25 protein-coding genes and 1 pseudogene are annotated in these 24,821 nt (G+C 73.5%); 15 read left to right on the forward strand and 11 right to left on the reverse strand.

The features are described 5' to 3' along the window. Nucleotides 1-267: 267 nt before the first annotated feature. Nucleotides 268-1,050: a maleylpyruvate isomerase family mycothiol-dependent enzyme gene (locus tag BJ982_RS16425; RefSeq protein WP_184881020.1), complete on the forward strand. Its 783-nt coding sequence runs from the start codon at nucleotides 268-270 to the stop codon at nucleotides 1,048-1,050. Nucleotides 1,051-1,075: 25 nt separating this feature from the next. On the opposite strand, the gene BJ982_RS16430 is transcribed toward BJ982_RS16425, so the two are convergent. The 9 genes and pseudogenes from BJ982_RS16430 to BJ982_RS16470 all read right to left on the reverse strand — a co-directional run bounded on the left by BJ982_RS16430 (nucleotide 1,076) and on the right by BJ982_RS16470 (nucleotide 9,001). Further along, nucleotides 1,076-1,273 carry a hypothetical protein gene (locus tag BJ982_RS16430; protein WP_184881022.1) on the reverse strand — a complete coding sequence of 66 codons (198 nt, stop codon included), beginning with the start codon at nucleotides 1,271-1,273 and terminating at the stop codon, nucleotides 1,076-1,078. Between the two features lie 76 nt (nucleotides 1,274-1,349). After that, a complete protein-coding gene (locus tag BJ982_RS16435) occupies nucleotides 1,350-2,246 on the reverse strand; it encodes a hypothetical protein (protein WP_184881024.1) in 897 nt (298 codons plus the stop codon). 52 nt (nucleotides 2,247-2,298) lie between these two features. Beyond that, complete coding sequence (locus tag BJ982_RS16440; RefSeq protein WP_184881026.1) at nucleotides 2,299-3,513, reverse strand: hypothetical protein; 1,215 nt, start codon at nucleotides 3,511-3,513, stop codon at nucleotides 2,299-2,301. Continuing rightward, nucleotides 3,503-3,937, reverse strand: coding sequence for a hypothetical protein (locus tag BJ982_RS16445; RefSeq protein WP_184881028.1), 435 nt, complete (start codon nucleotides 3,935-3,937; stop codon nucleotides 3,503-3,505). The genes BJ982_RS16440 and BJ982_RS16445 overlap by 11 nt, the downstream gene beginning before the upstream one ends. 565 nt (nucleotides 3,938-4,502) lie before the next feature. Next, entirely contained in the window at nucleotides 4,503-5,156 is a 654-nt protein-coding gene (locus BJ982_RS16450) for a restriction endonuclease (RefSeq protein ID WP_184881030.1), read from the reverse strand. Nucleotides 5,157-5,573: 417 nt separating this feature from the next. Beyond that, nucleotides 5,574-6,326, reverse strand: a complete 753-nt coding sequence (locus tag BJ982_RS16455; RefSeq protein ID WP_184881032.1) for a maleylpyruvate isomerase N-terminal domain-containing protein — start codon at nucleotides 6,324-6,326, stop codon at nucleotides 5,574-5,576. 67 nt (nucleotides 6,327-6,393) lie between these two features. Next, on the reverse strand, nucleotides 6,394-6,729 hold the full coding sequence (locus BJ982_RS16460; RefSeq protein WP_184881034.1) for an MmcQ/YjbR family DNA-binding protein: 336 nt from the start codon (nucleotides 6,727-6,729) through the stop codon (nucleotides 6,394-6,396). Continuing rightward, nucleotides 6,651-7,232: pseudogene (locus BJ982_RS38515) on the reverse strand (BTAD domain-containing putative transcriptional regulator); the annotation flags it as partial. The pseudogene BJ982_RS38515 and the gene BJ982_RS16460, both read right to left, overlap by 79 nt. A gap of 119 nt (nucleotides 7,233-7,351) precedes the next feature. Further along, complete coding sequence (locus BJ982_RS16470) at nucleotides 7,352-9,001, reverse strand: SpoIIE family protein phosphatase (RefSeq protein ID WP_184881036.1); 1,650 nt, start codon at nucleotides 8,999-9,001, stop codon at nucleotides 7,352-7,354. 356 nt (nucleotides 9,002-9,357) lie between these two features. Here BJ982_RS16470 and BJ982_RS16475 point away from each other — a divergent pair, with 356 nt between their 5' ends. The 3 genes from BJ982_RS16475 to BJ982_RS16485 all read left to right on the forward strand — a co-directional run bounded on the left by BJ982_RS16475 (nucleotide 9,358) and on the right by BJ982_RS16485 (nucleotide 11,896). Further along, nucleotides 9,358-10,332, forward strand: a complete 975-nt coding sequence (locus tag BJ982_RS16475) for a methionine ABC transporter ATP-binding protein (protein ID WP_184881038.1) — start codon at nucleotides 9,358-9,360, stop codon at nucleotides 10,330-10,332. Then, a complete protein-coding gene (locus tag BJ982_RS16480; RefSeq protein WP_184881040.1) occupies nucleotides 10,329-10,985 on the forward strand; it encodes a methionine ABC transporter permease in 657 nt (218 codons plus the stop codon). The genes BJ982_RS16475 and BJ982_RS16480 overlap by 4 nt, the downstream gene beginning before the upstream one ends. A 68-nt stretch (nucleotides 10,986-11,053) precedes the next feature. Then, nucleotides 11,054-11,896: a MetQ/NlpA family ABC transporter substrate-binding protein gene (locus tag BJ982_RS16485; RefSeq protein ID WP_184881042.1), complete on the forward strand. Its 843-nt coding sequence runs from the start codon at nucleotides 11,054-11,056 to the stop codon at nucleotides 11,894-11,896. Here BJ982_RS16485 and BJ982_RS16490 read toward each other — a convergent pair. Then, nucleotides 11,877-12,512, reverse strand: coding sequence for a TetR/AcrR family transcriptional regulator (locus BJ982_RS16490; protein WP_184881044.1), 636 nt, complete (start codon nucleotides 12,510-12,512; stop codon nucleotides 11,877-11,879). The genes BJ982_RS16485 and BJ982_RS16490 overlap by 20 nt on opposite strands. A gap of 286 nt (nucleotides 12,513-12,798) precedes the next feature. On the opposite strand from BJ982_RS16490, the gene BJ982_RS16495 reads away from it, so the two are divergent. The 7 genes from BJ982_RS16495 (at nucleotide 12,799) to paaE (ending at nucleotide 20,036) form a co-directional block, all read left to right on the forward strand. After that, on the forward strand, nucleotides 12,799-13,977 hold the full coding sequence (locus tag BJ982_RS16495) for a thiolase family protein (RefSeq protein ID WP_184881047.1): 1,179 nt from the start codon (nucleotides 12,799-12,801) through the stop codon (nucleotides 13,975-13,977). 171 nt (nucleotides 13,978-14,148) lie between these two features. Further along, entirely contained in the window at nucleotides 14,149-16,206 is a 2,058-nt protein-coding gene (paaZ, locus tag BJ982_RS16500; RefSeq protein WP_184881049.1) for a phenylacetic acid degradation bifunctional protein PaaZ, read from the forward strand. Nucleotides 16,207-16,250: 44 nt separating this feature from the next. Next, a complete protein-coding gene (gene paaA / locus BJ982_RS16505; RefSeq protein WP_184881051.1) occupies nucleotides 16,251-17,183 on the forward strand; it encodes a 1,2-phenylacetyl-CoA epoxidase subunit PaaA in 933 nt (310 codons plus the stop codon). Beyond that, nucleotides 17,180-17,461, forward strand: coding sequence for a 1,2-phenylacetyl-CoA epoxidase subunit PaaB (gene paaB, locus BJ982_RS16510; RefSeq protein ID WP_184881053.1), 282 nt, complete (start codon nucleotides 17,180-17,182; stop codon nucleotides 17,459-17,461). The genes paaA and paaB overlap by 4 nt, the downstream gene beginning before the upstream one ends. 16 nt (nucleotides 17,462-17,477) lie before the next feature. Continuing rightward, nucleotides 17,478-18,386 (forward strand): 1,2-phenylacetyl-CoA epoxidase subunit PaaC, encoded by a 909-nt coding sequence (paaC, locus tag BJ982_RS16515; RefSeq protein ID WP_373869624.1) that lies wholly within the window; start codon nucleotides 17,478-17,480, stop codon nucleotides 18,384-18,386. After that, nucleotides 18,380-18,895 (forward strand): 1,2-phenylacetyl-CoA epoxidase subunit PaaD, encoded by a 516-nt coding sequence (gene paaD / locus BJ982_RS16520; protein WP_184881055.1) that lies wholly within the window; start codon nucleotides 18,380-18,382, stop codon nucleotides 18,893-18,895. Before paaC ends, paaD begins: the two co-directional genes overlap by 7 nt. Nucleotide 18,896: 1 nt before the next feature. Beyond that, nucleotides 18,897-20,036, forward strand: coding sequence for a 1,2-phenylacetyl-CoA epoxidase subunit PaaE (paaE, locus tag BJ982_RS16525; RefSeq protein ID WP_184881057.1), 1,140 nt, complete (start codon nucleotides 18,897-18,899; stop codon nucleotides 20,034-20,036). A 6-nt stretch (nucleotides 20,037-20,042) separates the two neighbouring features. Here paaE and BJ982_RS16530 read toward each other — a convergent pair whose 3' ends face one another. Beyond that, nucleotides 20,043-20,615 carry a histidine phosphatase family protein gene (locus BJ982_RS16530; protein WP_184881059.1) on the reverse strand — a complete coding sequence of 191 codons (573 nt, stop codon included), beginning with the start codon at nucleotides 20,613-20,615 and terminating at the stop codon, nucleotides 20,043-20,045. Between the two features lie 245 nt (nucleotides 20,616-20,860). Here BJ982_RS16530 and BJ982_RS16535 point away from each other — a divergent pair, with 245 nt between their 5' ends. The 4 genes from BJ982_RS16535 to cobO all read left to right on the forward strand — a co-directional run bounded on the left by BJ982_RS16535 (nucleotide 20,861) and on the right by cobO (nucleotide 24,779). After that, nucleotides 20,861-21,073 (forward strand): CbtB domain-containing protein, encoded by a 213-nt coding sequence (locus tag BJ982_RS16535; RefSeq protein WP_184881061.1) that lies wholly within the window; start codon nucleotides 20,861-20,863, stop codon nucleotides 21,071-21,073. Nucleotides 21,074-21,091: 18 nt separating this feature from the next. Next, complete coding sequence (locus tag BJ982_RS16540) at nucleotides 21,092-21,883, forward strand: CbtA family protein (protein ID WP_184881063.1); 792 nt, start codon at nucleotides 21,092-21,094, stop codon at nucleotides 21,881-21,883. Nucleotides 21,884-21,946: 63 nt separating this feature from the next. After that, on the forward strand, nucleotides 21,947-24,175 hold the full coding sequence (locus tag BJ982_RS16545) for a VWA domain-containing protein (RefSeq protein WP_184881065.1): 2,229 nt from the start codon (nucleotides 21,947-21,949) through the stop codon (nucleotides 24,173-24,175). A gap of 1 nt (nucleotide 24,176) precedes the next feature. Continuing rightward, a complete protein-coding gene (gene cobO, locus BJ982_RS16550; protein ID WP_184881067.1) occupies nucleotides 24,177-24,779 on the forward strand; it encodes a cob(I)yrinic acid a,c-diamide adenosyltransferase in 603 nt (200 codons plus the stop codon). The last annotated feature ends 42 nt before the right edge of the window (nucleotides 24,780-24,821 follow it).

Genomic DNA, 24,821 nt, shown 5'->3' on the forward strand with positions numbered 1-24,821 from the left:
CCGTCAATGTCTCCGGCACACCCGAGTCGGGCGCGCTCCCGCCGGCCCCGCTCCCCGCCTTCCGGTGGACGCGGGTGCCCCGGGCCGCGCGCGTCTTCTCACCTGGCCAATTCCTGGCGCCGGGACGGACCGGAGACGAGACCGGGCGCCGCGCCATTCCATATAGGCACGGGCCCAAACATGATGATCGTCACACGGGCGCCCACCGCGGGCCGGACTCGCCGGCGGACCGCCCCACGACACGGGCGGTGAGGTTACGCTCGGGGCATGAGCGTGGACGACCAGGAAAGCCGGTCCTACGAGCGGTTCTGCGCGGTCACCGAGGCCGAGACGAGCCGGATGGCCGCCGCCGCGCGCGAGGCGGGCCCCGAGGCGCCGGTGCCCACCTGCCCCGGGTGGAGCGTCGCCAAGCTGCTCAAGCACGCCGGCATCGTCCAGCGCTGGGCCGCGCACATCGTGGGCGGGCGCGTCCAGGCGCCCATCAGCACGCGCCAGGTCCCCGTCGAGCTTCCCGGCGACCCCGGCGACTACCCCGGCTGGCTGGAGGACGGCGGGCGCGCGCTCACCGCGACGCTGCGCGCGGCCGACCCCGGCACGCCGGTGTGGTCCTGGGGGCCCGGCGGGTCCGCCGCGTTCTGGGCGCGGCGCATGGCGCACGAGGCGGCCGTCCACCGGGCCGACGCCGAGATCGCCGCCGGCCTCGCCCCGCGCTTCGACGCCAGGCTCGCCGCGGACGGCGTCGACGAGCTGCTCGGCAACCTCGGCATGGTTCCCGCGGTCGCCGAGCGCCTCGCCGCGCTGGGCGAGGAGAACCGCACGCTGCACTTCCACGCCACCGACCTCGACGGCGCCGGCGAGTGGCTGGTCACGCTGACGCCGGGCGGGTTCACCTGGGAGCACGGCCACGGCAAGGGCGACGTCGCGGCGCGCGGCACGGCGGGCGACCTGCTGCTGCTCGTCTACGGCCGGTCGGACCCGGCGTCCGGCCGCGTCGAGGTCTTCGGCGACCACGGCCTGCTGACCCGGTGGCTGGCGGCCACACCGATCTAGCCCGGCTCCCCGGCCGCCGTCACGTTCAGAGGGAGCGGCCGGTCTCGCCCCAGTGGGCGGCGTCCAACGCCTGGTCAGGCACCTCCTGCGGGCGGTCGGTCGCGACCACTTCCACCATCTCGCTCGGCCGGACGCGCTCGGGAAGCGTTCCGAACCTGACGTACCTCAGGAACGCGTACTCTTCGGCGCTGAACTGCTCCACCGGCGTGTTCTCGTCGTCCATCGCGGCCTCCTCACGCACGACCATTGTCGCCAGCCGCTCATCACCCCGCAATCATCGCGATCACCGTCGCTTCCCCTCAATTCCCGCCGGATCCATGCAGCAGGCGCTTCCAGTCGGGGCCGAGCGCGTCCGCGTACGCCGCGCGCTCGCGGGCCAGCTCCGCCCAGTCCTCCGGCTTCTCGGCCACCGCCAGGCAGTCGTTGCCGTGCAGGCCCCACACTTCCGCCTCCACCCAGCACAGGTGCCGGTACTTGCGCGGCGCCGTGGCCTGCGCGCCGAAATCCCAGCCCACCGCCGACACCGCCTTCCCCGAGAACTGCCGCGCCGCCCGGGCGGCGTACGCGCGCCGGGTCAGCGTGTCCGGGTGCAGGAAGGAGAGGTCGAACCCGTTGAGCCCCAGCCCGAACGCCGCGAGACCGTACAGGAACGTCGCCCGGATCCCCCGCCCGGCGCAGAACGCGGTGATCCGCCGCGCGCCGCGCAACGCCCCCGCGTACGACAGGACGTACACCCGCTTCAGCCGGTGCGACTCCAGGTACCGGCCGAGGGCGGCGATGATCGTGGCGCCGGAGGCGACGGTGTCCCCGACCAGCAGCGTGTCGGCGGGCGCCTCGAACTGCGCGTAGGACACCTCGACCCGCGCGGTGTCCGGCGAGACGGCCACCCGGGAGGTCGCGACGAGGTTCAGCGGCAGGTTCTCGCCGCTCTGCCGGACGACCGCCTCGCCGAGCTGGTAGACGAGGCCCTTGCTCAGGATCGCCAGCTCGGCCGTGCGGCCCGGCTGGTACTCGTCGCCGAGATGGCCGATGAAGAGGCGGCTCGATTCCAGGCAGGCGCGGCGGAAGTCGGCGCCGATCAGATTACGGTCGAACAGCAGCCGCTCCAGCGCGCCGTTGTGCACCACGTACAGACGGGACCCCCGCGTGCCCGCCTCGATGAGCTCCGCGGTGCTGCCGTCCGCGTCGAGGATCACCTGTTCCTCCTGTTCGGTCGTGTTCGTGCTCTCCGTGATGTCCGGGTGACGGTCAGGCGGGCGCGCGGGCCAGGCGCTCGGCCACCGCCGCCACGTTCGACACGGCCTGTCCGCAGGTCAGCGCGGGATCGAGCCGCGTGCCCGCGCGCACCACCGCGAACCTGACCGCGTCCGCCGAGCCGCTCCCGTACAGCGTGGAGGTGATGACCCCGAACTCGGGACGCGACCTCAGCAGCACCAGCTCCCGCCACGTCGCCCCGCCGTGGACGAACTCGTCGACGCGCAGCCAGCGCAGCACGAGGTCGAGGCGCCGGTAGGAGAGCATCCGTCCCCTCAGGCCCGCCTCCGCCTCGTCCAGCCCGCACGACAGCGGGGCCAGGGGCAGATCGGTGAGGAGCGAGGTGTCCAGGTCGCGCACGTAGCAGCGCAGGTACGCGGCCGACACGAACTGCGCGAGACGGCCGCGCGCCTGATCCGGGACGGGCGCGGGCAGCGTCCGCTCGACGAACCGCCTCACGAACGCCTGCCCGTCGAGCCGCTCCGGCGACGCCGCCATGACGGCCGCCACCTGATCGTACGGACGGCCCCAGGCGCGCCCGAGCGTGCGGACGAGCCCGGACAGGTCACCGTCCGGAGTCACCGCCTTTTTCCACATTTCGGCGATTCCCGCGGCGGTCGGATCGCCGAAACGGGGATACCACGCGAGATCCGGGTCGACGCGGAGCGGGCCCGCGCGGGCGTACGGATTCCCGCGGTCGTCGCGGTACTCGCGCGCCTTTCTTTCGCGGTACGCCGGCAACTCCGGAGTGGTCGAGGTATGGCGCACCAAGCCCTCATGGACGAGTGGTCCCAAACGCGCGAGGAAAACGCCGAACCACGGCAGCTCGAACATGTAGGACGACGGGAAGAGCAGATAGGAATCGGTCAGCAGGACGGCGAGCCGGGTCGCGTCCAGCGCCTGACGCAGGGCCGCCTCCGCGTCCCGCCCTGCCGCGTCCCTGCCGTAGCAGGCGAGGATCTCCGGGTTGAGGTACTGGACGAACAGCGGCCTCTCCCGGCGGTGGGCCCCCTCGCGCACGGTCTCGCGCCGCCGCGCCGCGGTCGTCCCGTCCAGCGTCACCGGTGTCCCGTCCAGCGTCACGTTCACCGACAGGTCGCGCGCCGCCGTGAACGCGTCCCCCCGGGCCAGTACGCGCTGCCCGGTCCCGTGCCCGTCGCGCGGCGCCCACGCGGCGGGGCGGCGCGGCGGCCCTTGTCTAGGCTTCATCGTGATCACGAGGGGCGGCGGGACGCGGGGTGACGTGCAGGTCGCGGGCCGAGGTGTAGGAGTCGCGTCCGGCGTTGATCTGCTGGACCACCGTGAAGGTGTCGCGGGCGGTGGCCCTGCGCGCCTCGTCGACGAACTCCCGCAGCTCGGACGCCGCCTCGCCGTGCCTGCTCAGGAACGCCCCCAGGATGGCCGCCCACCGCCGCCGCTCCTCGACGGCGGCCGGTTCCGGCGAGCCGGGCGTCTCGCGCAGACGTTCCTCGGTGACCTCAAGCTGCCCGGCAAGGTCCGGGTCGCCCTCGCCACGATGACGGTTGAAGATCTTGACCAGGCGGGCCTTCGCGGTCTCCCAGGTGTCCCGGGTCATCGCCTGCACGAGCGCGGTGCTCGCGATGCCGGCAAGACCGGCCAGAGCGGGGTCCATCGCGATACTCCTTCGATGCGACGCGTTCCCCACTAACGACTGATCGGCTGCTTGCCCCGCTAGTATGCCCCCGCCCGATGGCGAATTTCCAGAGATTTATAAACGTTCATGCAAATATTCCCCGATCAAACACCCCACCCCAAATACCGCCCCCTCAGTCCCTCCGTGAACCGTTTCATTCTCCCCCAAACGTCCCATACCAAGATTCCATAACCCCCGGCCTTCACCCACCCACCAGGAAGCCCCGCGGATAACCTCCAATCCCACCTGTGACCCGCCGCCATGGTCGCTCACAGTGATCCCACCCGACGACTGCGCGATGGCGAGTCGCTGGGGGATCTAAGTGACCGGCAGAGGGTTCTGGCCGAGGAAGCGGTGGCCGTTGTCGGCGGAGTGGCGTACGGCGGTGAAGGCGTAGTCGATCATCGCGGTTTCGTAGGCATGCGGCGCTGATAGGACCGGGCCGCCGTCGCGGAGGGCTTTCGCCAGGGTGGTGGCTCGCTCCTCGCGCCCTCTCCGGCCAGGTCGTCGGCAGGTGGTGCGGTGGAGGCTTGGGGGTGTGCGGTCAGGCGGTGAGGCGGTGGGGTGGTGACGGAGAGAGGAGGTCGGGGAGGGGGCAGCCGAGGGTCCATTCGGCGAGTTGGTCTCGGGCGATCATGGGGAGTTCGGCGGCTCGGCCCTCGCGTAACGCGGCCGAGGTGAAGCCGCTGGAGGTCACGAGCAGGCCGGTGTGGCCGGCGTAGGCGTGGGCGAGGGCGCCGAGCAGGTTGCGCACGTGGGGAGAGCCCACGTTGTTCGACCATCGCTTGCACTGGACGGCGAACAGGCGGCCGTCCGGCGCGACGGCGAGGACGTCCACCCCGCCGTCGCCGGCGCCGCCCGTGACGCGGACCTTGCGGAAGCCGTCCCGGCGGAGCAGCGCGGCCACCAGGTGCTCGAACTGCTCGCCGCTCATCTGGTCGATGGTCTGCAGGCCGGCGTTCGCGCGAAGGTAGTGGTCGCGCTGCCGGTGCGACCGGCGGACGAGGAGCAGCGCCACGGCGGCGACCGCGACGCCCGCCGTGAGGGTGGCCGCGAGCAGCCACGGCCCGGACGCGCGCACGAACCCGACCGTCGCGTTGATCAGTGGCACCGCGACGACCAGCCCCACGAGCGCCCACATGACGCCGTCGCCGCCGGTGCGCCGCCCCGCGCGCCGGGCCGTTCGTCGTCGAGCCATCGCGAACCTCCTCGAAGACCCAGGGGGCACCTCGGGACCGAGGTGGCCACACCGAAGAGTGTGAACCCCGCCACCGACAAAATCCGGAGAGGCGTCTCTGCCGTGGGTGTGGCATCGCTCGCGGAGACCCATGACGTCGGAGCCGGGCGGCGCCGTCCCGCTCATTCGGGAGACCGTCGATGAGGATCACGAGCCGCTGCTCGGTCAGGGAGTCGTGCGGCGAAGACCCGGCGCGCGTGTGCGCTGACGCCGGGCTTCTAGATCATCGCACGTTCCGCGGGCCGCCATGACCAGATGACCGCCGCGTACCTGACAAAACGGCCGTGAAGCAGGGGCGGAGCGGGATGAAAAAGCCTTCGGTGGGCGCCCCGTCGCCCTGGGCGCGGAGGGCGGCGGGGCCGCCCGCCGGGCGCCGGGTCACTGCGTGGCGGCGGTGCGGAGCGCGCGGAACTGGTCCAGAAGGGCCTGGTCGCCGGTGTGGCGTACGGCGTCGCCGCCGCGGTTCCACAGCCACAGCAGGAGCGGGACGGTGTCCCCGCTGACGAGCGCGTCGCCGTCGAAGCCCGTCCGGGCGTCCTCCACGGTGACGCCGCCCGGCAGCGCCCGCACCGTCCACGCGTGGTGGCTGGTGGAGACCGAGAGGGGACGCTGGTCGGGCGCGTCGAGCACCGTGCCGAAGTCGTCCTTCCAGCGGGTGCTTCCGTAGCCGACGAACAGCTTCAGGACCTCGTCGATGCCGTCGAGGGCGATGTCGCCGGGAATGCCGGACACCGGCCGCCCGGCCACGAGCTCCGCGTCCACGCGGTGGATCACCGTCTCCTGCGCCATGCGGCGGATCCAGAAGCCGACGGTCTGGTCGGGCTCGTACCACGAGGGCGCGGCGTCGCCGGGCTCGTGCGCGGAGAACTGCCCGGTCAGGACGGCGTACGCCTTGTCCAGCGCGGTCAGGGGATCGGCGTCCAGGTGCTCCTCGGGCAGCGACTCGGGGAAGACGCCAAGCCTGATGATCTCCGCCTTGTGGAGGTACACCTGGGCGACGTGCTGGGCGAGGTCGGCGGCCGACCAGTCGGGGCAGGACGGCACCCGGGAGGCGGGGTCGGCGGCGGCGACGGCGTCGCGGAGCAGGGCGAAGTCGTCCTGGAGACGATCGAGCAGACGAGAGGAATCCATACCTCTTATCGAAGCGCACCCACCGGACCGTCCGAACCTGGTTTTCCCGCCGCTGACCGCGCGGGCGTCATGGGACCAGGGCCGAGATCTTCTTCGGTACGCACATGCGCCACGACTCCACGACCAGTTCGCGCATCTCGGCGCGGTCGAGGGCGGCCAGGCGGACGCGGACCCAGTTGTAGCGCTCGTCGGAGGGAAGCGGCATCACGAACTTCTCCGGGTTCCCGGCGACCAGGCCCGCCCGTTCCTCCTTGGGGAAGCCGAAGCCCATCAGAGTCTCGTCCGGCGAGACGGACAGGTACACGATCTTCCCCACCCGGAACTTCACGTGATCGCGGATGAGGTGCTCGGACGTCCGGGGCAGCGCCGACGCCACCTCGCGGATCTCGTCGACGGTGACCATGTGCCCCTCCCGCCGGCCCGACGGCTCCCGCGGGCGACCCGGACGGCCGCCGCGCTCCGGCCGATCATATCCACGCCGCGTGGGACGCGGCGCCCGCCGGTTGGAGGCCGTCCGCCGGTTCGAGCGCCCCTGCCCGTTCCATCGCGGGCACCGGTCGGCGCCGCTGATCCAGGGCGCCGGGGCTCCCGGAGGCGAGGGACTCCATCGCCCGGACGACCCCGTACGGGCCAGGGGTGTCGCGCAGGAGGGCGCCGAGACGGCGGGCCCGCTCCGCGGCGGCGGTCGCGGCGAGGTGGTCGGCGGCCTCCTTCAGCTCGGTGGACGTCGGGACGCCGCCGAGGACGCGGGCGGCGCCGTGCGCCTCTCACGAGCGGCGAGCGGCGTGGCGCGATGCCGTTGTCGTCGGCGAGGATCTTGTGGTGCAGCCGCTGGAGGTCGGGTCCCGGTTCGATGCCGACCTCGTCGATGAGGGTCTGCCGGCCGTCCTGGTAGACGGCGAGGGCGTCGGCGCGGCGCGTCTATTCGCCCCGGACCGCGCGGAACCCCCTCGACGAGACCCGGGCGGACCAAGCCCGTGACCGCTGCCACTGTCGTGGAGCGGACGGACATCGGAACCGGCGGGTCAGTCGGAGGCCGGGATGCGGGTCAGGAGGAGGGCTACGTCGTCGTACTGCTGGGGGAGGGCGTCGACGATGGCGGCGCAGGCGGCTTCGAGGGATTCGTGGGGTTCGGTGAGGGATGTGCGTAGGGTAGCGATGCCGGTGTCGATGTCCTGTTCGCGGCTTTCGACCAGGCCATCGGTGTAGAAGGCGAGGGTGGCGCCCGGAGGCATCGCGAACTCGGTGGTGGTGAAGTCGCCCGCGAACTCGGGGTCGCCGAGGCCGAGCGCCAGCCCGGAGGGCAGGTCGAGGACGACCGCGGCGCCGTCGGCGCCGACCAGGATGGGCGGCGGGTGCCCCGCGCGGGAGATCGCGCAGGTGTGGGTGCGCAGGTCGATGACAGCGTACAGGCAGGTCGCGCACTGGATGGAGTGCATGTCGTCGGCCATGCGGTCGAGCTGTCGCAGCACCTCGTCGGGGGTGAGGTCGAACCCGGCGAGCGCGCGCACGGCCGCGCGGAGCTGGCCCATGCCCCCCGCGGCCACCGCGCCGTGCCCCATGGCGTCGCCGATCACCAGGCCGATGCGGTCGCCGGGCAGCGGGAACACGTCGTACCAGTCGCCGCCGACCGTCATCGCGCTCGCGGGCAGGTAGCGGTGCGCGAGGTCGAGGCCGGGCGGGACGGTGAGCCTGCGCGGCGCGAGGTTCTGCTGGAACGCCTGCGTGATGCGGTGTTCCTTGGAGTAGAGGCGGGCGTTGTCGATGCAGATGGCGGCGCGGGCCGCGAGGTCGGCGGCCAGGGTCTCGTCGTGGGCGTCGAACGGGGCGCGCTCGGGGTTGCGGGTCATGGTGATGAACCCGATGACGGTGCCCCGGGCGGTGAGCGGCGCCGCCAGGTAGGAGGCGGAGCAGAGGACGTCGGCGGCGGAGTCGCCGAGGACGCCGCTGATCCTGCTCACCTCCTCCGCGCCGAGCTCGGCCGCGCCGTAGGTGACGGGGACGCCGGTGCTCATGCAGCGGATGGCCGGGTGGCCGGGGCCGTAGACCACGAGTTCGTTGTCGGGGAAGGTCTTGGCCCAGTCGTGCTCCGGGGTGTGGCGGACGTCGAGCCGGAAGGCCAGCCGCCGCACCCGCACCGAGCCGTCCGCGCCGTGGTCGGGGTAGGCCTCGTCCCTGAGCAGGCCCTCGATGACCGACACGCTGGCGGTGTCGGCCAGGCGCGGCACGGCGACGTCGATGAAGTCCTCGGCGGCCTGCCGGGGGTCGAGGGTGGCGCCGATGCGCGAGCTGACCTCGTTGAGCAGGGCGAGGCGCTCGCCGGCCTCGAAGTCGGCGCGGGTGGGGCGCGGCGCGCGGGTGTCGGCCGCGGTGACCATGACCGTGCCCCACGGTCCGGGCATGCTCAGGGGCTCCAGCTCGAACCGGACCTCGTGGACGCGGCCGTCGGCGCACGCGGCGGACAGGACGCCGCTCCAGCCCGACCCGGACGCGCAGCCGTCCAGCGCCTGCGTGATCGTGTCGCGGCGGGCGCCGAGGAACAGCAGGTCGCAGATGTCGTGGCCGAGCGCCTTGTCTGCCGCACGGCCGAAGAGACGTGTCGCCCCGCCGCTCCACTGCGTGACACGGCCGTTCTCGTCGAGCACCAGGGCCGCGAAACGGCCGTTGTGGATCACTCCCTGGCGTGGACGGCGCCTCCCGTCCGCCCTCGGCGCTTCTGCCCTCGCCGCACGCGCCACCAGTCCTCCTGGCACAGAAAATCGGGACATCGGGTCCAGACCGCGTTGGGAGGCGCGTGATGGTTCCCCCGGGACTGCGCCTGTGTCGCGGCTACCGTCAGTAAAGTATCATCTACGATTTGCTTTCCATCGTGAAAACCCCTCGAAGCCCCCCACCCCTGACGTCTTTCGTTCACCTTGGCGGGTGACGGCACCTGTTTCAAGAGGTTCACGAGGGCGGGCGTCCGCCGGAGCGGCTCACCGGACCCACCCCCGGTCTCGTCCCTGTCCCATATTTCGGATATAACCTACCTGTGATACATGTTTCCCGGCTGAGGAAGGTCTACGGGACGGGGGTCGTCGCGCTCGACGGCGTCGACCTCGACGTGCGCGAGGGAGAGGTCTTCGGCGTGCTCGGGCAGAGCGGCGCCGGCAAGAGCACGCTGCTGCGCTGCGTCAACCTGCTCGAACGCCCGACCAGCGGGACCGTGACGGTCGGGGGACAGGAGCTCACCACGCTCGGCCCCGCCGCGCTCCGGCGCGCCAGGCAGGGCATCGGCATGATCCACCAGCAGTTCGCCCTGCTCTCCTCGCGGACGGTGGCCGGCAACGTCGCCTTCCCCCTGGAGGTCGCGGGCGTCCCCCGGCGCGAGCGCGCCGCCCGGGTGACGGACCTGCTCGACGTCGTCGGCCTCGACGGCAAGGCCGCGCACTACCCCGCCCAGCTCTCCGGCGGGCAGAAGCAGCGGGTCGGCATCGCCCGCGCCCTCGCCGCCGGTCCGAAGGTGCTGCTGTCGGACGAGGCCACGAGCGCCCTGGACCCCGGGACCACGCAGTCGATCCTCGCCCTGCTCAAGCGGCTCAACGCCGAGCTCGGCCTGACGATCCTGCTCATCACGCACGAGATGCACGTCATCAAGGCCGTCTGCGACTCGGTCGCCGTCATGCGCGAGGGCAAGGTGGCGGAGTACGGCCGGGTCGCCGAACTGGTCGCCACGCCGGGGTCCCTGCTGACCCGTGAGATCTTCCCGCTGCCCGAGTCCGCGCCGCCCGGCGCGGTCACGGTGACCTTCACCGGACGGCCGGGCGAGGCGATCCTGTCCGGCCTGGTCCGCGAGTACGACGTGGACGTGGACATCCTCGCCGGGTCGCTGGAGGAGGTGGGCGGCGTGTCGGCCGGGCGCCTGCGGCTGCGGATCGACGGGACCGCCCGCGCCGAGGCCCTCGCCGACCTGCGCCGGCGCGGCCTCGTCCAGGAGGAGTCCGCCGCGCGGGAGGAGGTCCGGTGAACGCCGACGAACTGCTGCCCGTCCTCCTCCAGGCCACCGGCGAGACGGCCCAGATGGTGTTCTGGTCGGCGCTGCTCACGCTGGTGCTCGGCCTGCCCCTCGGCGTGCTGCTCGTGGCCACCGACCGCGGCGGGCTGCTGCCAGCCCCCGCCGCCAAGGCCGTGCTCGGCGGCGTCGTCAACGTGGGCCGTTCGCTGCCGTTCATCGTGCTGATGGTCGCGATCCTCCCGTTCACCCGCCTGGTGACGGGCACGACGATCGGCACGGTCGCCGCGATCGTCCCCCTGACCCTGGGCGCCGTCCCCTTCTACGCCCGCCTGGTGGAGACCGCGCTGCGCGGGGTGGAGCGCGAGGTGGTGGAGGCCGCCCAGGCCATGGGGGCCGGGCGCGTCCGCGTGGTCGCGCGGGTGCTGCTGCCCGAGGCGCTGCCGGGCCTGGTCGCCGGGCTCACCGTCACGGTGGTGGCGCTCATCGGGTACTCGGCGATGGCCGGGGCGATCGGCGGGGGCGGCCTCGGCGACCTGGCCATCAGGTACGGCTACCAGCGCTTCGACACGACCGTGATGGTGATCACGGTCGCGCTGCTCGTGGTGGTCGTGCAGCTCGTCCAGAGCCTCGGCGACCTGGTGGCGCGCAGGCTCTCCCACAAGTGAGGCCCCGGCGGTCGCGGGCCGTCCTGGGTCGTTTCCCGATTGATCAGCCGATGTAAGGAGATATGGCGATGCGTAGGTTCATGGGGGCCGTGGCCGCCGCCGCGCTGGCACTGACGCTGGCCGCCTGCGGCGGGGAGAGCGCCGCGCCAGGGGCGACCACGAGCGCGAGCGCCGCGCAGGACGCGCCGCTGAAGGTGGGCGTGAGCCCCGTGCCGCACGGGGAGATCCTGAAGTTCGTGAAGGACAAGCTGGCCTCCGCGGCCGGGCTGAAGCTGGAGATCGTCGAGTTCACCGACTACGTGCAGCCCAACAGCCAGCTCCAGGAGGGGCAGCTCGACGCGAACTACTTCCAGCACCGCCCCTACCTGGACGACTTCCAGAAGTCCAAGGGCGGCAAGGAGATGGTGTTCGTGCGGGCCGTCCACCTGGAGCCGCTCGGCCTGTACTCGCGGAAGGTCAAGAGCACGGGCGAGCTGGCGAACGGCGCGACGGTGGCCGTCCCCAACGACGCCACCAACCTCGGGCGCGGGCTGAAGCTGCTGGAGGACAACGGCCTCATCGAGCTCAAGCCCGGCGTCGGCGCCGCGGCCACCGAGAGGGACGTGGCGGAGAACCCCAAGAACATCCAGTTCAAGCCGCTGGAGGCCGCGCAGCTCCCGCGCTCGCTGGAGGACGTGGACGCCGCCGTCATCAACGGCAACTACGCGCTGGAGGCCGAGCTGAAGCCGGCGTCGGACGCGCTGGTGCTGGAGAAGGCCGAGGGCAACCCGTACGCCAACGGGCTGGTCGTCCTCAAGGGCCGGGAGGGCGACGCGAGGATCGAGAAGCTGGCCGGGCTGCTGGCCGGGCCCGAGGTGAGGAAGTTCATCGAGGACACCTACCAGGGCTCGGTCATCCCGTCGGCGACGTGACGTCCTCGGAGGGCCGCCGGCGCAGGCCGTCGAACGCGATCTTGCAGACGGCCTCCGCCAGCGCCGCCGCGCCCATGCCGCCGCGCGGCCTGTACCACTCGGTCACCGAGTTGACCAGCCCGAACAGCAGGCGGCTGACCACGGCCGGGTCCACGTCCGGCCGGATGTCGCCCTCGGCCTCGGCCTGGCGCACCAGCTCGCCCGCCAGATGGTCGAACGCGCGGCGGCGGGCCAGGGCCTGACGTTCCACCTTGGTGTTGCCGCGCACCCGCAGCAGCAGCGTGACGAACGGCAGCCGCTCGACCAGGACGTGGACGCTGCGGCGCACCAGGTGCTCCAGGCGGTCGATCGCCCGGCCCTCCATGGCCGCGGCCTCCTCGGCCGCCTCCGACAGCCCGTCCAGGGCCCGGTCCACCGCCAGGCGCAGCAGCTCGTCCTTGCCCGAGACGTGGTGGTAGATCGCCGACTTGGTGATGCCGAGCCTGCGGGACAGGTCCTCCATGCTGGTGGCCTCGTAGCCGCGTTCGTTGAAGACTTTGACGGCGACGGCGAGCAGTGATTCCAGGTCGTAGCCGGGACGGCCCCGGCGGGCCGGGGTGGCGCGGGCGGTGGCCATCGCGGGTGCACGCCTGCCTTTCTGGGGGTCGAGGGACCGCGCGGCCGGGCGGGGAGGTCGTTCACGCCCCCTGATCGCGATCATATCGTCACCGCGGCCGGTGGCCCCGTTTCGTCCGGCGCTGGTACGGGCACGCCTGGCAGGCGATGACGGGGCGAGCGGGCCGTGCCGGGCGGCGCGGGCTCCGACCGGTGTCCGGGTTGGTGGTGTGGGTACCTGTATCGTCGGAAAACGCCGGATTCGCGTATTTGATCGCCACCGAAACCTTCCAAGGAGGTCGACCGCCATGCCGGAGGCATATCTCGTCGACGGGGTCCGCACCCCCCTAGGCCGGTACGGGGGAGTGCTCGCGGGCGTGCGTCCCGACGATCTCGCCGCCCTCGTCGTGGGCGAGGTGCTGCGCCGCGCCGGCGCGCCCGGGGACGAGGTGGACGAGGTGATCCTCGGCGCCGCCAACCAGGCGGGCGAGGACAACCGCAACGTCGCCAGGATGGCCGTCCTGCTCGCCGGGCTCGCCGAGACCGTCCCCGGCTACACCGTCAACCGCCTGTGCGCGAGCGGCCTCACCGCCGTCGTCTCCGCCGCCCAGGCCGTGCGCGCCGGCGAGGCGGACCTGGTCGTCGCGGGCGGCGTGGAGTCCATGACCCGCGCGCCCTGGGTCATGGCCAAGCCCGGCACCCCCTGGGCGCGTCCCGGCGAGGTCGCCGACACCTCCCTCGGCTGGCGCCTGGTCAACCCCCGGTTCGACGCCAAGACCACCCTGTCGATGGGCGAGACGGCCGAGGAGGTCGCCGCGCAGGACGGCGTCTCCCGCGAGGACAGCGACGCGTTCGCGCTGCGCAGCCACCGCAGGGCCATCGCCGCCATGGACGAGGGCCGCTTCGACGCCGAGATCGTCCCCGTCCCCGTCAAGGACGGCGAGGTCACCAAGGACGAGGGGCCGCGCAGGAACACCACCCTGGAGAAGCTCGCCGCCCTGCGCCCGGTGTTCCGCGCGGGCGGCGTGGTGACGGCGGGTTCGTCCTCGCCGCTGTCGGACGGCGCGGCGGCCCTGATCGTCGCGAGCGAGGCCGCCGTCGAGCGGTACGGCCTGCGTCCCCGCGCCCGCGTGGTGACCTCCGCCAGCGCGGGGGTGGAGCCGCGCGTGATGGGCGTCGGCCCGGTGCCGGCGACCGAGAAGGCGCTGGCCCGCGCCGGCTGGCAGGCCGGCGACCTGGAGGCGGTCGAGCTCAACGAGGCGTTCGCCGTGCAGAGCCTGGCCGTCATCCGCAGGCTCAAGCTGGAGGAGGACATCGTCAACGCCGACGGCGGCGCGATCGCCCTCGGCCACCCCCTCGGCTGCTCGGGCGCCCGCGCCCTCGTGACGCTGCTCGGCCGCATGGAGCGCGAGGACGCCCGGCGCGGCCTCGCGACGCTGTGCGTGGGCGTGGGACAGGGCGTCGCGATGCTGGTCGAACGGGTCTGACCAGGTCATAAAGGAAGAGCGGCCCGGGGTGCGGAGCCCCCGGGGCGAGGTGTCGCCGTGCGCGCGTGCGGGGTAGGACGCGAGATGTCCCCCCGCACGCGGACGCTGGGACCCGTGCGGGGTTACCATCCGAACGTACGGTCAGTAAATGACTCCTCGTGGAGGTCCGCCATGGCCACGCTCCGAAGCTATGTGACCGGTTCCTGGCACACGCCGGGCGAGGACGGGGCCCCGCTGCACGACGCCGTCACCGGCGAGGAGGTCGTGCGGATCTCCTCGGCCGGCGTCGACTTCGGGGCCACCCTGGAGTACGGGCGCCGCGTCGGCGGGCCCGCGATCCGCGAGCTGACCTTCCACCAGCGGGCGGCCCTGCTCAAGGCCCTCGCCTCCTACCTGCGGGAACGCCGTGAGGAGCTGTACGGGCTGTCGCTGCGCACCGGCGCCACCCGCGGCGATGCGCGCTTCGATGTCGACGGCGGCATCGGCGTGCTGTTCTCCTACTCCAGCAAGGGCCGCCGCGAGATGCCCAACGACACCGTCTACGTCGAGGGCGCCGTGGAGCCCCTCGGCAAGGGCGGCTCCTTCGCCGCGCAGCACGTCTGCACCCCCCGGCGCGGGGTCGCGGTGCAGATCAACGCGTTCAACTTCCCCGTCTGGGGCCCGCTGGAGAAGCTCGCGCCCGCGTTCGTCGCCGGCATGCCGTCCCTGATCAAGCCCGCCGGCCAGACGGCGTACGTCACCGCGCGGCTCGTCGAGATGATCGTCGAATCCGGCCTGCTGCCCGAGGGCTCGGTGCAGCTCGTCTGCGGCAGCGCGGGCGACCTGTTCGAGCACCTCACCGAGCAGGACCTGGTCGCCTTCACCGGCTCGGCCTCCACCGCGCAGAAGCTGCGCACCCACCCGGTCGTCGCCGCGCGCTCGGTGCGGTTCAACGCCGAGGCCGACTCGCTGAACTGCTCGATCCTCGGCCCGGACGCCGTGCCCGGCACCAAGGAGTTCGACCTGTTCGTCGCCCAGCTCGTCACCGAGATGACGGTGAAGGCGGGGCAGAAGTGCACGGCGATCCGCCGGGCGTTCGTCCCCGAGAGCCTGCTCGGCGACGTCGCCGAGGCCACCGCCGCCCGGCTCGCCGCGATCACCGTGGGGAACCCGGCGGACCCGGCGGTCGGCATGGGCGCGCTGGCGAGCCTGGGCCAGCGCGAGGAGGTCCGCCGCGCGCTCAAGGCCCTGACCGCCGCGGGCTCGATCGTCTTCGGCGATCCCGACCGGGTGGACGTGCTCGGCGCCGACGCCGAGCGTGGCGCGTTCGTCTCGCCGGTGCTGCTGCGCGTGGACGAGGCCGACCGGCCCGAGCCGCACGAGGTGGAGGCGTTCGGGCCGGTCAGCGCCCTCATGCCGTACACCTCCGCCGAGCACGTGATCGAGCTGGCCGCCCGGGGCCAGGGGAGCCTCGCGGGGTCCGTCGTCACCGGCGACGCCGGATTCGCCCGGCAGGTCGTGCTCGGCACCGCGCCCTGGCACGGTCGCCTGCTCGTCCTGGACGCCGAGGCCGGCAAGGAGTCCACCGGGCACGGCTCGCCGCTGCCGATGCTCGTGCACGGCGGCCCCGGCCGGGCCGGCGGCGGCGAGGAGATGGGCGGCGTCCGCGGCATCCTGCACCACATGAACCGCACGGCCGTCCAGGGGAGCCCGGACATGCTCGCGGCGGTCACCGGCCGATGGGTGCCGGGCGCGGCGCGGGACACCTCCGGCGTCCACCCCTTCCGCAAGCACCTGGAGGACCTGCGCGTCGGCGACACGGTGGTCGGCGGGCCGCGCCGGGTCGGGCTGGAGGACATCGAGCACTTCGCCGCGTTCACCGGGGACACCTTCTACGCGCACATGGACGAGGAGGCCGCCCGGGCCAACCCGTTCTTCGACGGCAGGGTGGCCCACGGCTACCTGATCGTCTCGCTGGCCGCCGGGCTGTTCGTCGACCCCGACCCGGGGCCGGTGCTGGCCAACTACGGCCTGGAGAACCTGCGGTTCCTCACCCCCGTCTACCCGGGCGACGAGCTGACGGTCACGCTGACCGCCAAGCAGATCACCCCGCGCGAGGGGCTGGAGCACGGGGAGGTCCGCTGGGACGCCGACGTCACCAAGCAGGACGGCTCGTCGGTCGCCAAGTACGACGTGCTGACTCTGGTGGCCAAGCGCGAGACGCCGGAGTTGCGAGGCGGGCAGGGGTGAGCGAGACTACTAACTGACCGAATGTTCGGTAAAGGTGGCGAGGCATGGCTGACCTCCAGGAGCACTTCGACCGTACGATCGCGCGCGATCAGCGCGTGGAGCCGCGCGACTGGATGCCCGACGGCTACCGCGGCACGATGATCCGGCAGATCGCCCAGCACGCGCACTCGGAGATCATCGGCATGCAGCCGGAAGGGGCGTGGATCACCCGGGCGCCCTCGCTGCGCCGCAAGGCGATCCTGCTGGCCAAGGTGCAGGACGAGGCCGGGCACGGCCTGTACCTGTACTCGGCCGCCGAGACGCTCGGCACCGACCGCGCCGAGCTGACCGGCAAGCTCATCGAGGGACGGCAGAAGTACTCCTCGATCTTCAACTACCCGACGCTGTCCTACGCGGACGTGGGCGTGATCGGCTGGCTGGTGGACGGGGCGGCGATCTGCAACCAGGTGCCGCTGTGCCGCAGCTCCTACGGGCCCTACGCGCGGGCGATGATCCGCATCTGCAAGGAGGAGTCCTTCCACCAGCGGCAGGGCTACGAGCTGCTGATGACGATGATGGCGGGCACGCCGGCGCAGCGCGACATGGTGCAGGACGCGGTGGACCGCTGGTGGTGGCCGTCCCTGATGATGTTCGGCCCGCCCGACCACGCCTCGCCCAACACCGAGCGTTCCATGGCCTGGAAGATCAAGCGGCACACCAACGACGAGCTGCGGCAGCGCTTCGTGGACATGACCGTCCCGCAGGCCGAGGCGCTCGGCGTCACCCTCCCCGACCCCGGCCTGCGCTGGAACCCCGAGCGCGGCCACCACGACTTCGGCCCGATCGACTGGTCGGAGCTCCAGCGCGTGATCAGCGGGAACGGGCCGTGCAACGCCGAGCGCATGGCCGTGCGCCGCGCCGCCCACGAGGACGGCGCGTGGGTCCGCGAGGCCGCCGCCGCGTACGCACGCAAGACCCGCGATGGGGAGGCGGCATGAGCGACTGGCCCCTGTACGAGGTGTTCGTGCGCGGCAAGCGCGGCCTCAACCACGTCCACGTCGGCTCGCTGCACGCCGCCGACGAGGAGACCGCCCTGCGCCACGCCCGCGACCTCTACACGCGCAGGAACGAGGGCGTCAGCATCTGGGTGGTGCGCTCGGAGCACATCGCCGCCACCAGCCCGGACGAGAAGGACCCGTTCTTCGCGCCGAGCGGCGACAAGGTGTACCGGCATCCGACGTTCTACACGATTCCCGACGACGTCCCGCACATGTGAGGCCGCCATGTCTGACATGTCCGCCATGCCGTCCTTCGGCAGCCACCCCGATCCCGCCGCCGGCAACGCCTACGAGGCGCTCAACGAGGCCGACGACCCGCGCTGGGCGTTCGGCACCGGGTTCACCGACCCCCTGGCCGGGGTGGACACCACCCTGCCTTCGGGCGTGGACGGCGCCGACCTGGCCGCGTACTGCCTCATGCTCGGCGACGACGCCCTGATCATGTCCCATCGCCTCCAGGAGTGGTGCACCCACGCGCCCGAGCTGGAGGAGGAGGTCGCGTTGGCCAACATCGCCCTCGACCTGCTCGGCCAGGCGCGGCTGCTGCTCGCCCGCGCCGGGACCGCCGACGGGACCGGGCGCGACGAGGACGCGCTGGCGTTCCTGCGCGACCCCGGCGAGTTCCGCAACGCGCGGCTGGCCGAGGTCCGGAACGGCGACTTCGGGCACGCCATGGCCCGGCTGCTCGTCTTCGCCACCTGGCGGCTGGCCCTGCTCGACCGGCTCGCCGCCTCCCGCGACCCGGTCCTCGCCGCGGTCGCCGCCAAGGGCGTCAAGGAACTGGCCTACCACCGCGACTACGCGGCCGGCTGGGTCGTCCGGCTCGGCGACGGCACCGCGCACTCGCGCGAGCGCGTCTACGAGGGGTTGTCGTCGGTGTGGCCGCTCGTCCCCGAGCTGTTCGCCGCGCACCCGGTGGAGGCCCGCCTCGCGCGCGCGGGCGTGGCGGCCGACCCCGCCGACCTCCGCGCCGAGTTCGACGCCGTGATCGACCAGGTGCTGGCCGCGGCCACCCTCACCCGGCCGCCCCTGCCGTCCGAGGGATCGGCGCTCGGCCGCGGCGGCGCCCACACCGAGGCGCTGACCGTCCTGCTGGAGGAACTGCAGAGCGTCGCCCGCGCCCACCCGGGGGCACGATGGTGAGCCCGACGCGGGAACGGGGCCGGGCCGGCGAGGTCGCCGCCACCGTGGCCGACCCCGAGCTGCCCATGCTCACCCTGGCCGACCTCGGCATCCTGCGCGAGGTCACCGAGACCGGCGACGGCCGCGTCGTCGTCACGATCACGCCGACCTACAGCGGATGCCCGGCGATGGACGCGATCCGCGCCGACCTGTCCGCTGCCCTGCGCGCCGCCGGGTACGCCGACGTCGAGATCCGCACCTCGCTCACGCCGCCCTGGACCACCGACTGGATCGGCGAGGCCGGCAGGCGCAAGCTCGCCGCGGCGGGCATCTCCCCGCCAGGCCCCGCCCCGCGCCGGGCCCCCGGCCCGGTGCCGGTCGCGCTCGGCCCGGTCCGCGCGCGGCTGACCTGCCCGAACTGCGGCTCCGGCGAGACCGGGGAGATTTCGCGCTTCGGCGCGACCGCGTGCAGGTCCCTGTGGCGCTGCCAGGCGTGCCACGAGCCGTTCGAGCACGTCAAGGAGATCTGAGATGGCCGGACGCCCGCCCGAGGACCTTTCGCTATCCGGGCCGGGGGAGCCCGGCGGCGCCGTGCGGGTGGCCGAGCCCGCCCGCGGCCGTGCCACGTTCACGGCGCTGCGCGTCGCCCGGGTCGAACGGCTCTGCGAGGACGCCGCCGCCGTCACCTTCGACGTGCCGCCGGACCTCGCCGAGCGGTTCGCCTTCCTGCCCGGCCAGTCCCTGACCCTCCGCGCCATCGTGGACGGCCGCGACGAGCGCAGGTCGTACTCGATCTGCTCCCCGGCCGGCGGGCCGCTGCGCATCGGCGTCCGCGAGATCCCCGACGGCCTGTTCTCCACCTGGCTCGTGCGCCACCTCAAGGCCGGCGACACCCTCGCCGTCCAGCCGCCGAGCGGCGGCTTCACCGCCGACCTGAGCCGTCCCGCCCACCACGTGTTCATCGCCGCCGGGTCCGGCATCACGCCCGTGCTGTCGCTCGCCTCCTCCGCGCTGGCCGTCCCCGGCTCCCGGGCGACGATCTTCTACGGCAACCGCACCACGCGGACCGTCATGTTCGCCGAGGAGCTCGCCGACCTGAAGGACTCCGCGCCCGCCCGCGTCGAACTCGTCCACGTGCTGTCCCGGGAGCCGCGCGAGCCGGAGCTGTTCACCGGCCGCCTGGACGCCGCCAAGCTGCGGGTCCTGCTCCCCGCCCTCACCGCCGTGCGGGAGGTCGCGCACTGGTGGCTGTGCGGGCCGTACCAGATGGTCATGGACGCGCGGCGGGTGCTCGCCGAGCTGGGTGTCCCGCCCGGACGCCTGCACCACGAGCTGTTCTACGTGGACGAGCCGCCGCCCGCGCCCGTCCGGCCCGCGGCGGGCCCGGAGGAGGAGACGGCCGAGGTCACGGTGATCCTGGACGGCCGCGCCACCACCGCCGCGCTGCCCTTCGACGTCACCGTGCTCGAAGGCGCGCAGCGCGTGCGCCCCGACCTGCCGTTCGCCTGCAAGGGCGGCGTCTGCGGCACCTGCCGCGCCCGCGTCGTGGACGGCGCGGCCGACATGCGCAGGAACTTCGCCCTCGAACCCCGCGAGGTCCAAGCCGGGTACGTGCTGACCTGCCAGTCGTTCCCCGGCTCGGCCAGGCTCACCGTCGACTACGACGCCTGACCCGCCTCACGCCACCCGTCCCGCGGCGGGCAGGCGCAGGTGCCAGCGGCGGCCGTCGGAGGTCAGCGTCACGTGGCCGAGCGGAGGGACGTCCACGCTCCAGAACGCGCCCGGCGCGGCGCCCATCGCGTGGACCACGGCCGCCCTGACGACCGCCGGATGGGTGACGGCCAGGAGGCGGCCATCGCCGTGCCGGGCCGCCAGCCAGCCGGCCACCCGGCCGATCAGCGCCGCGACGGACTCGCCGCCGTGCGGGGCCGCCCCGGGATCGGTGAGCCAGGCGACGAATTCCTCCGGGTGCTCCGCCTGCACCTCGGCGAGCGTGCGGCCCGCCCAGCGGCCCGCGTCCAGGTCCCTCAACCCGTCGTCCACCTCGGCGGTCAGGCCCAGGCCCTCGGCCGTCCGCAGGCAGCGCAGCGACGGCCCGCACAGGACGCGCGGCGCGAGGCCCGCGAACAGAGGCGCGGCGTCCGCCACCTGGCGGACGCCCTGGGGCTCCAGCTCTTCGTCCAGGGGGAACGCGGCCCGGCGCAGCGCGCCGGTCGGGCCGTGGGAGAGCAGGACGATCCTCGCGGTCACGATGTCCACCCCTGGAAACGGAAGGAAGCGGCCTGAAGGAGGGGAATGTCTCCCTTGACGTCAGTTGACGCGTCTGTGGTTCACACCGTAGCGTCCAAGCCGACATTGATGACGGTGTGGGGAAGCCCAGCGAGATTCTGGCACGGCCGCGCCACTGTGACCGGTCCTTCGGGGCCGGGAGTCAGACCCTCCATCGTCACCGGAACTCCCTATGGGACGCGTGATCCCGAGGAGGCGCCTTACTCATGGCCAACACCGCCGTTCCCCAGTCCCGGCCCGTTCCCGTCCGCATTCCCGTCAGGGAACTGCTGCCGTGGGCGATCTTCGCCGGAGTCCTCGCCCTCGCCCTCATCTACTTCGTCGGCGCCGAACAGGGCGCCACCTCGCTGATCTCCGGCGACACCGTGCACGAGTTCGTGCACGACGCACGCCACCTTCTCGGTTTCCCCTGCCACTGAGGCCGGGCTGAACCAGAGATGGTGAGAAACCTCCTGGTCCGCGGCATGCTCGCGGGCCTGGCCGCCGCCGCCCTCGCCCTGGTCTTCGCCTGGGTCTTCGGAGAGCCCCAGGTCACGGGGGCCATCGCCGTCGAGGAGAGCGGCGGCGGCCACGCAACCCACGCCCCGGCGGTGCCGGGCACCGATTCCGGCACCGGATCCGGTGAGACCACCGGGCACGACCACGAGGACGAGGGGCCCGTCAGCCGGGACGTGCAGTCGCCCCTCGGCCTCGCCACGGGCCTCGGCGTGTTCGGCGTCGCCGTCGGCGGGCTGTTCGCGCTCGCGTTCGCCTTCGCCTACGGGCGGGTCGGCGCGCTCGGGGCGCGGGCGACGTCGGCGCTGCTCGCGCTGGGCGCGTTCGTGGCTGTCGAACTCCTGCCTTTCCTGAAATATCCCGCCAACCCACCGGCGGTGGGCGACCCCGCCACGATCTCCCGCCGGACCGTCCTCTACCTCGCGATGCTCGCGATCTCGGTGCTCCTGGCCGTCGCCGCCGTCCACCTCGGCCGCCGGCTCGCGGCGCGCCACGGCGCCTGGAACGCCACGCTGCTCGCCGTCGCCGCCTACCTCGCGGCGGTGATCGTGGCGTACCTGCTCATGCCCACGGTGGACGAGGTGCCGTCCGGCTTCCCCGCCACACTGCTGTGGCGGTTCCGGCTCGCGTCCCTCGGCATCCAGGCGATCATGTGGAGCGGCATCGGGCTGACCTTCGGCGTGCTCGCCGAACGCGCCCTCGCCCCGCGCCGCGCGCTCGCCACCGCCGCCTGACCCCGGGCCGACCTCAGCCCTGGCCACCCGCGGCGCCGCGCCGCTCGGAAGGACGTTCTCAACATGCCGGACCACCCGGCCGCACGCCACCACTACCCCTTCACCGCGGTGGTGGGACTCGACACCCTCAAACTGGCCCTCATCCTCAACGCCGTCTCCCCCCGCACCGGCGGCGTACTGATCCGCGGAGAGAAAGGGACGGCCAAGTCCACGATCGTCCGCGCGCTGGCGGCCCTGCTGCCGCCGGTCGCGGTCATCCCCGGCTGCCGCTTCTCCTGCGACCCCACCACCCCCGACCCGGACTGCCCCGACGGCCCACACAGCGCCACCCCCGGCCCCGACGGCCCGCACGGTAACGCCCCCGACTATCCGGACAGCTCGCAGGGCGACGACCGCGGCGTCACCGTACGCCCCGCGCGGCTCGCCGAGCTGCCCGTCGGCGCCACCGAGGACCGTCTGACCGGCTCGCTCGACCTGGAACGCGCGCTGACCGAAGGCGTCAAGGCGTTCGAGCCCGGCCTGCTCGCCGCGGCGCACCGGGGCGTGCTGTACGTCGACGAGGTCAACCTGCTGCACGACCACCTGGTGGACCTGCTGCTCGACGCCGCCGCGCTCGGCACCTGCTACGTCGAGCGGGACGCGGTGTCGGTCCGGCACGCGGCCAGGTTCATGCTGGTCGGCACCATGAACCCCGAGGAGGGAGAGCTGCGGCCCCAGCTCCTCGACCGCTTCGGCCTCACCGTCGAGGTCGCCGCCTCCCGCGACCCCGGCGAGCGCGCCGAGGTCGTCCGCCGCAGGCTGGCCTACGAGGACGACCCCAAGGGGTTCGCGGCACGCTGGGCGGCGGAGGAAGAGGCCCTCGCCGCCCGCATCGCCGCCGCCCGCGACCGGCTGCGCGCCGTCGAGCTGCCCGACGCGGCGCTGCGCCGCATCTCCGCCGTCTGCGCGGCCTTCGACGTGGACGGGATGCGCGCCGACCTGATCACCGCGCACGCCGCCGTGGCCCACGCCGCCTGGCGGGGCGGCACGCGCGTGACGGCCGACGACATTCGGCAGGCCGCCCGGCTCGCCCTGCCCCACCGCCGCAGACGCGACCCCTTCGACGCCCCCGGCCTGGACGACTCCGAACTCGACGCCCTCCTCCAGGACCCCGCCCTCGACACCGGACCGGACCCGGACGATGCCGCCGGGCGCGGCCCCGATGGCGGCCCCGAGGGTGGGCGCGAGGGTGGGCGCGACCCCAGGGCCGCCGATTCCGGGGACGGCCGGCCCGGCGGACCGGACGGCGGCACCGAGCCGCACCCGGACCCGGACCCCGACCTCGACCCGTCCCCAGGCCCGGGCGGCAACGGCCGGGCCGCCGAGCAGACCCCCGGCGGCCCCGTCCCGGCGGGCGGCCAGGCCGGGGCGCACGGCGAGACAACCAACGGCCTGGATCGCGGGCAGCACGGCGAGACCACCGGCGGCCGGGACCCCGGGCAGCGGGCCACACCGGCAGGCGAGCCGTACCGGGTGCGCGCCCTGACCGTCCCCGGGCTCGGCGCCGGCGCCCCGGGACGGCGGTCCCGGGCCCGTACGTCGTACGGCCGGGTCTCGGGATCCCGCGTCCCCGAAGGCCGCATGGCCGCGCCGCACCTGACCGCGACCCTCCGCGCCGCGGCGCCGCACCAGCACGCCCGCGGCAGGACCGGCCCCGGCCTGGTCGTGCGCCGCGACGACCTGCGCGAGGCCGTGCGCGAGGGCCGCGAGGGCAACCTCGTGCTCTTCGTCGTGGACGCCAGCGGCTCGATGGCCGCGCGCCGCCGCATGGGCGCGGTCAAGGGCGCGGTGCTGAGCCTGCTGCTGGACGCCTACCAGCGCCGCGACAAGGTCGGCCTGGTGACGTTCCGCGGCTCCGGCGCCGAGCTGGCGCTCCCGCCCACCTCGTCGGTGGAGGCGGGGGCGGCCCGCCTGCGCGCCCTGCCCACGGGCGGCCGCACCCCTCTCGCGGCCGGGCTGCGGCGGGCCGCCGAGGTGCTGCGCGCCGAACGCCTGCGCGACCCCGCGCGCCGGCCGCTGCTCGTCGTGGTCACCGACGGCCGGGCCACCGCGGGCTCTCCCGCCGACGTGCGCGGGGCGGCGGCCCTGCTCAGGGACGTCGCGGCCGTCGTGGTGGACTGTGAGAGCGGGCCCGTGCGGCTCGGCCTGGCCGGAGGGCTGGCGCGCCTGCTCGGCGGCGAAGCCGTCCGGCTGGAGGAGCTGGCGGCGGGAAGCCTGCGCGATCTGGTGCGCGAACGCAGGAAGGCGGCCTGACATGCCTCAAGGGAAACCGGCCCGGGTGCCGGAGGACGGCCTGACGACCCGGCAGCGGCGCGCCCGCCCGCTGGTCTTCGTCCACACCGGCCCCGGCAAGGGGAAGTCCACCGCGGCCTTCGGCCTGGCCCTACGCGCCTGGAACCAGGGCTGGCCGATCGGCGTGTTCCAGTTCGTCAAGTCCGCCAAGTGGCGCGTCGGCGAGGAACGCGCGCTGACGGTGCTCGGCGAGTCCGGCGCGGGCGGCGCGGTGACCTGGCACAAGATGGGCGAGGGCTGGTCCTGGATCAAGAAGGCGGGCACCGAGGAGGACCACGCCGCCGACGCCCGCGAGGGCTGGGCACAGATCAAACGCGACCTCGCCGCCGAGACGTACCGGCTGTACGTGCTGGACGAGTTCACCTATCCCATCAAATGGGGCTGGATCGACGTCGAGGACGTCGTCTCCGCGCTCGCCACCCGCCCCGGCACCCAACACGTGGTCATCACCGGCAGGGACGCCCACCCCCGCCTCCTGGAGTCCGCCGACCTGGTCACCGAAATGACCAAACTCAGACACCCCATGGACTCCGGCCAAAAAGGCCAAAAGGGCATCGAATGGTAACCCGCCCTACCCCCACCCTCCCGCCCCTACCACGGCGGACCA

The organism is Sphaerisporangium siamense (assembly GCF_014205275.1).
In the GTDB taxonomy this organism is placed as follows: domain Bacteria; phylum Actinomycetota; class Actinomycetes; order Streptosporangiales; family Streptosporangiaceae; genus Sphaerisporangium; species Sphaerisporangium siamense.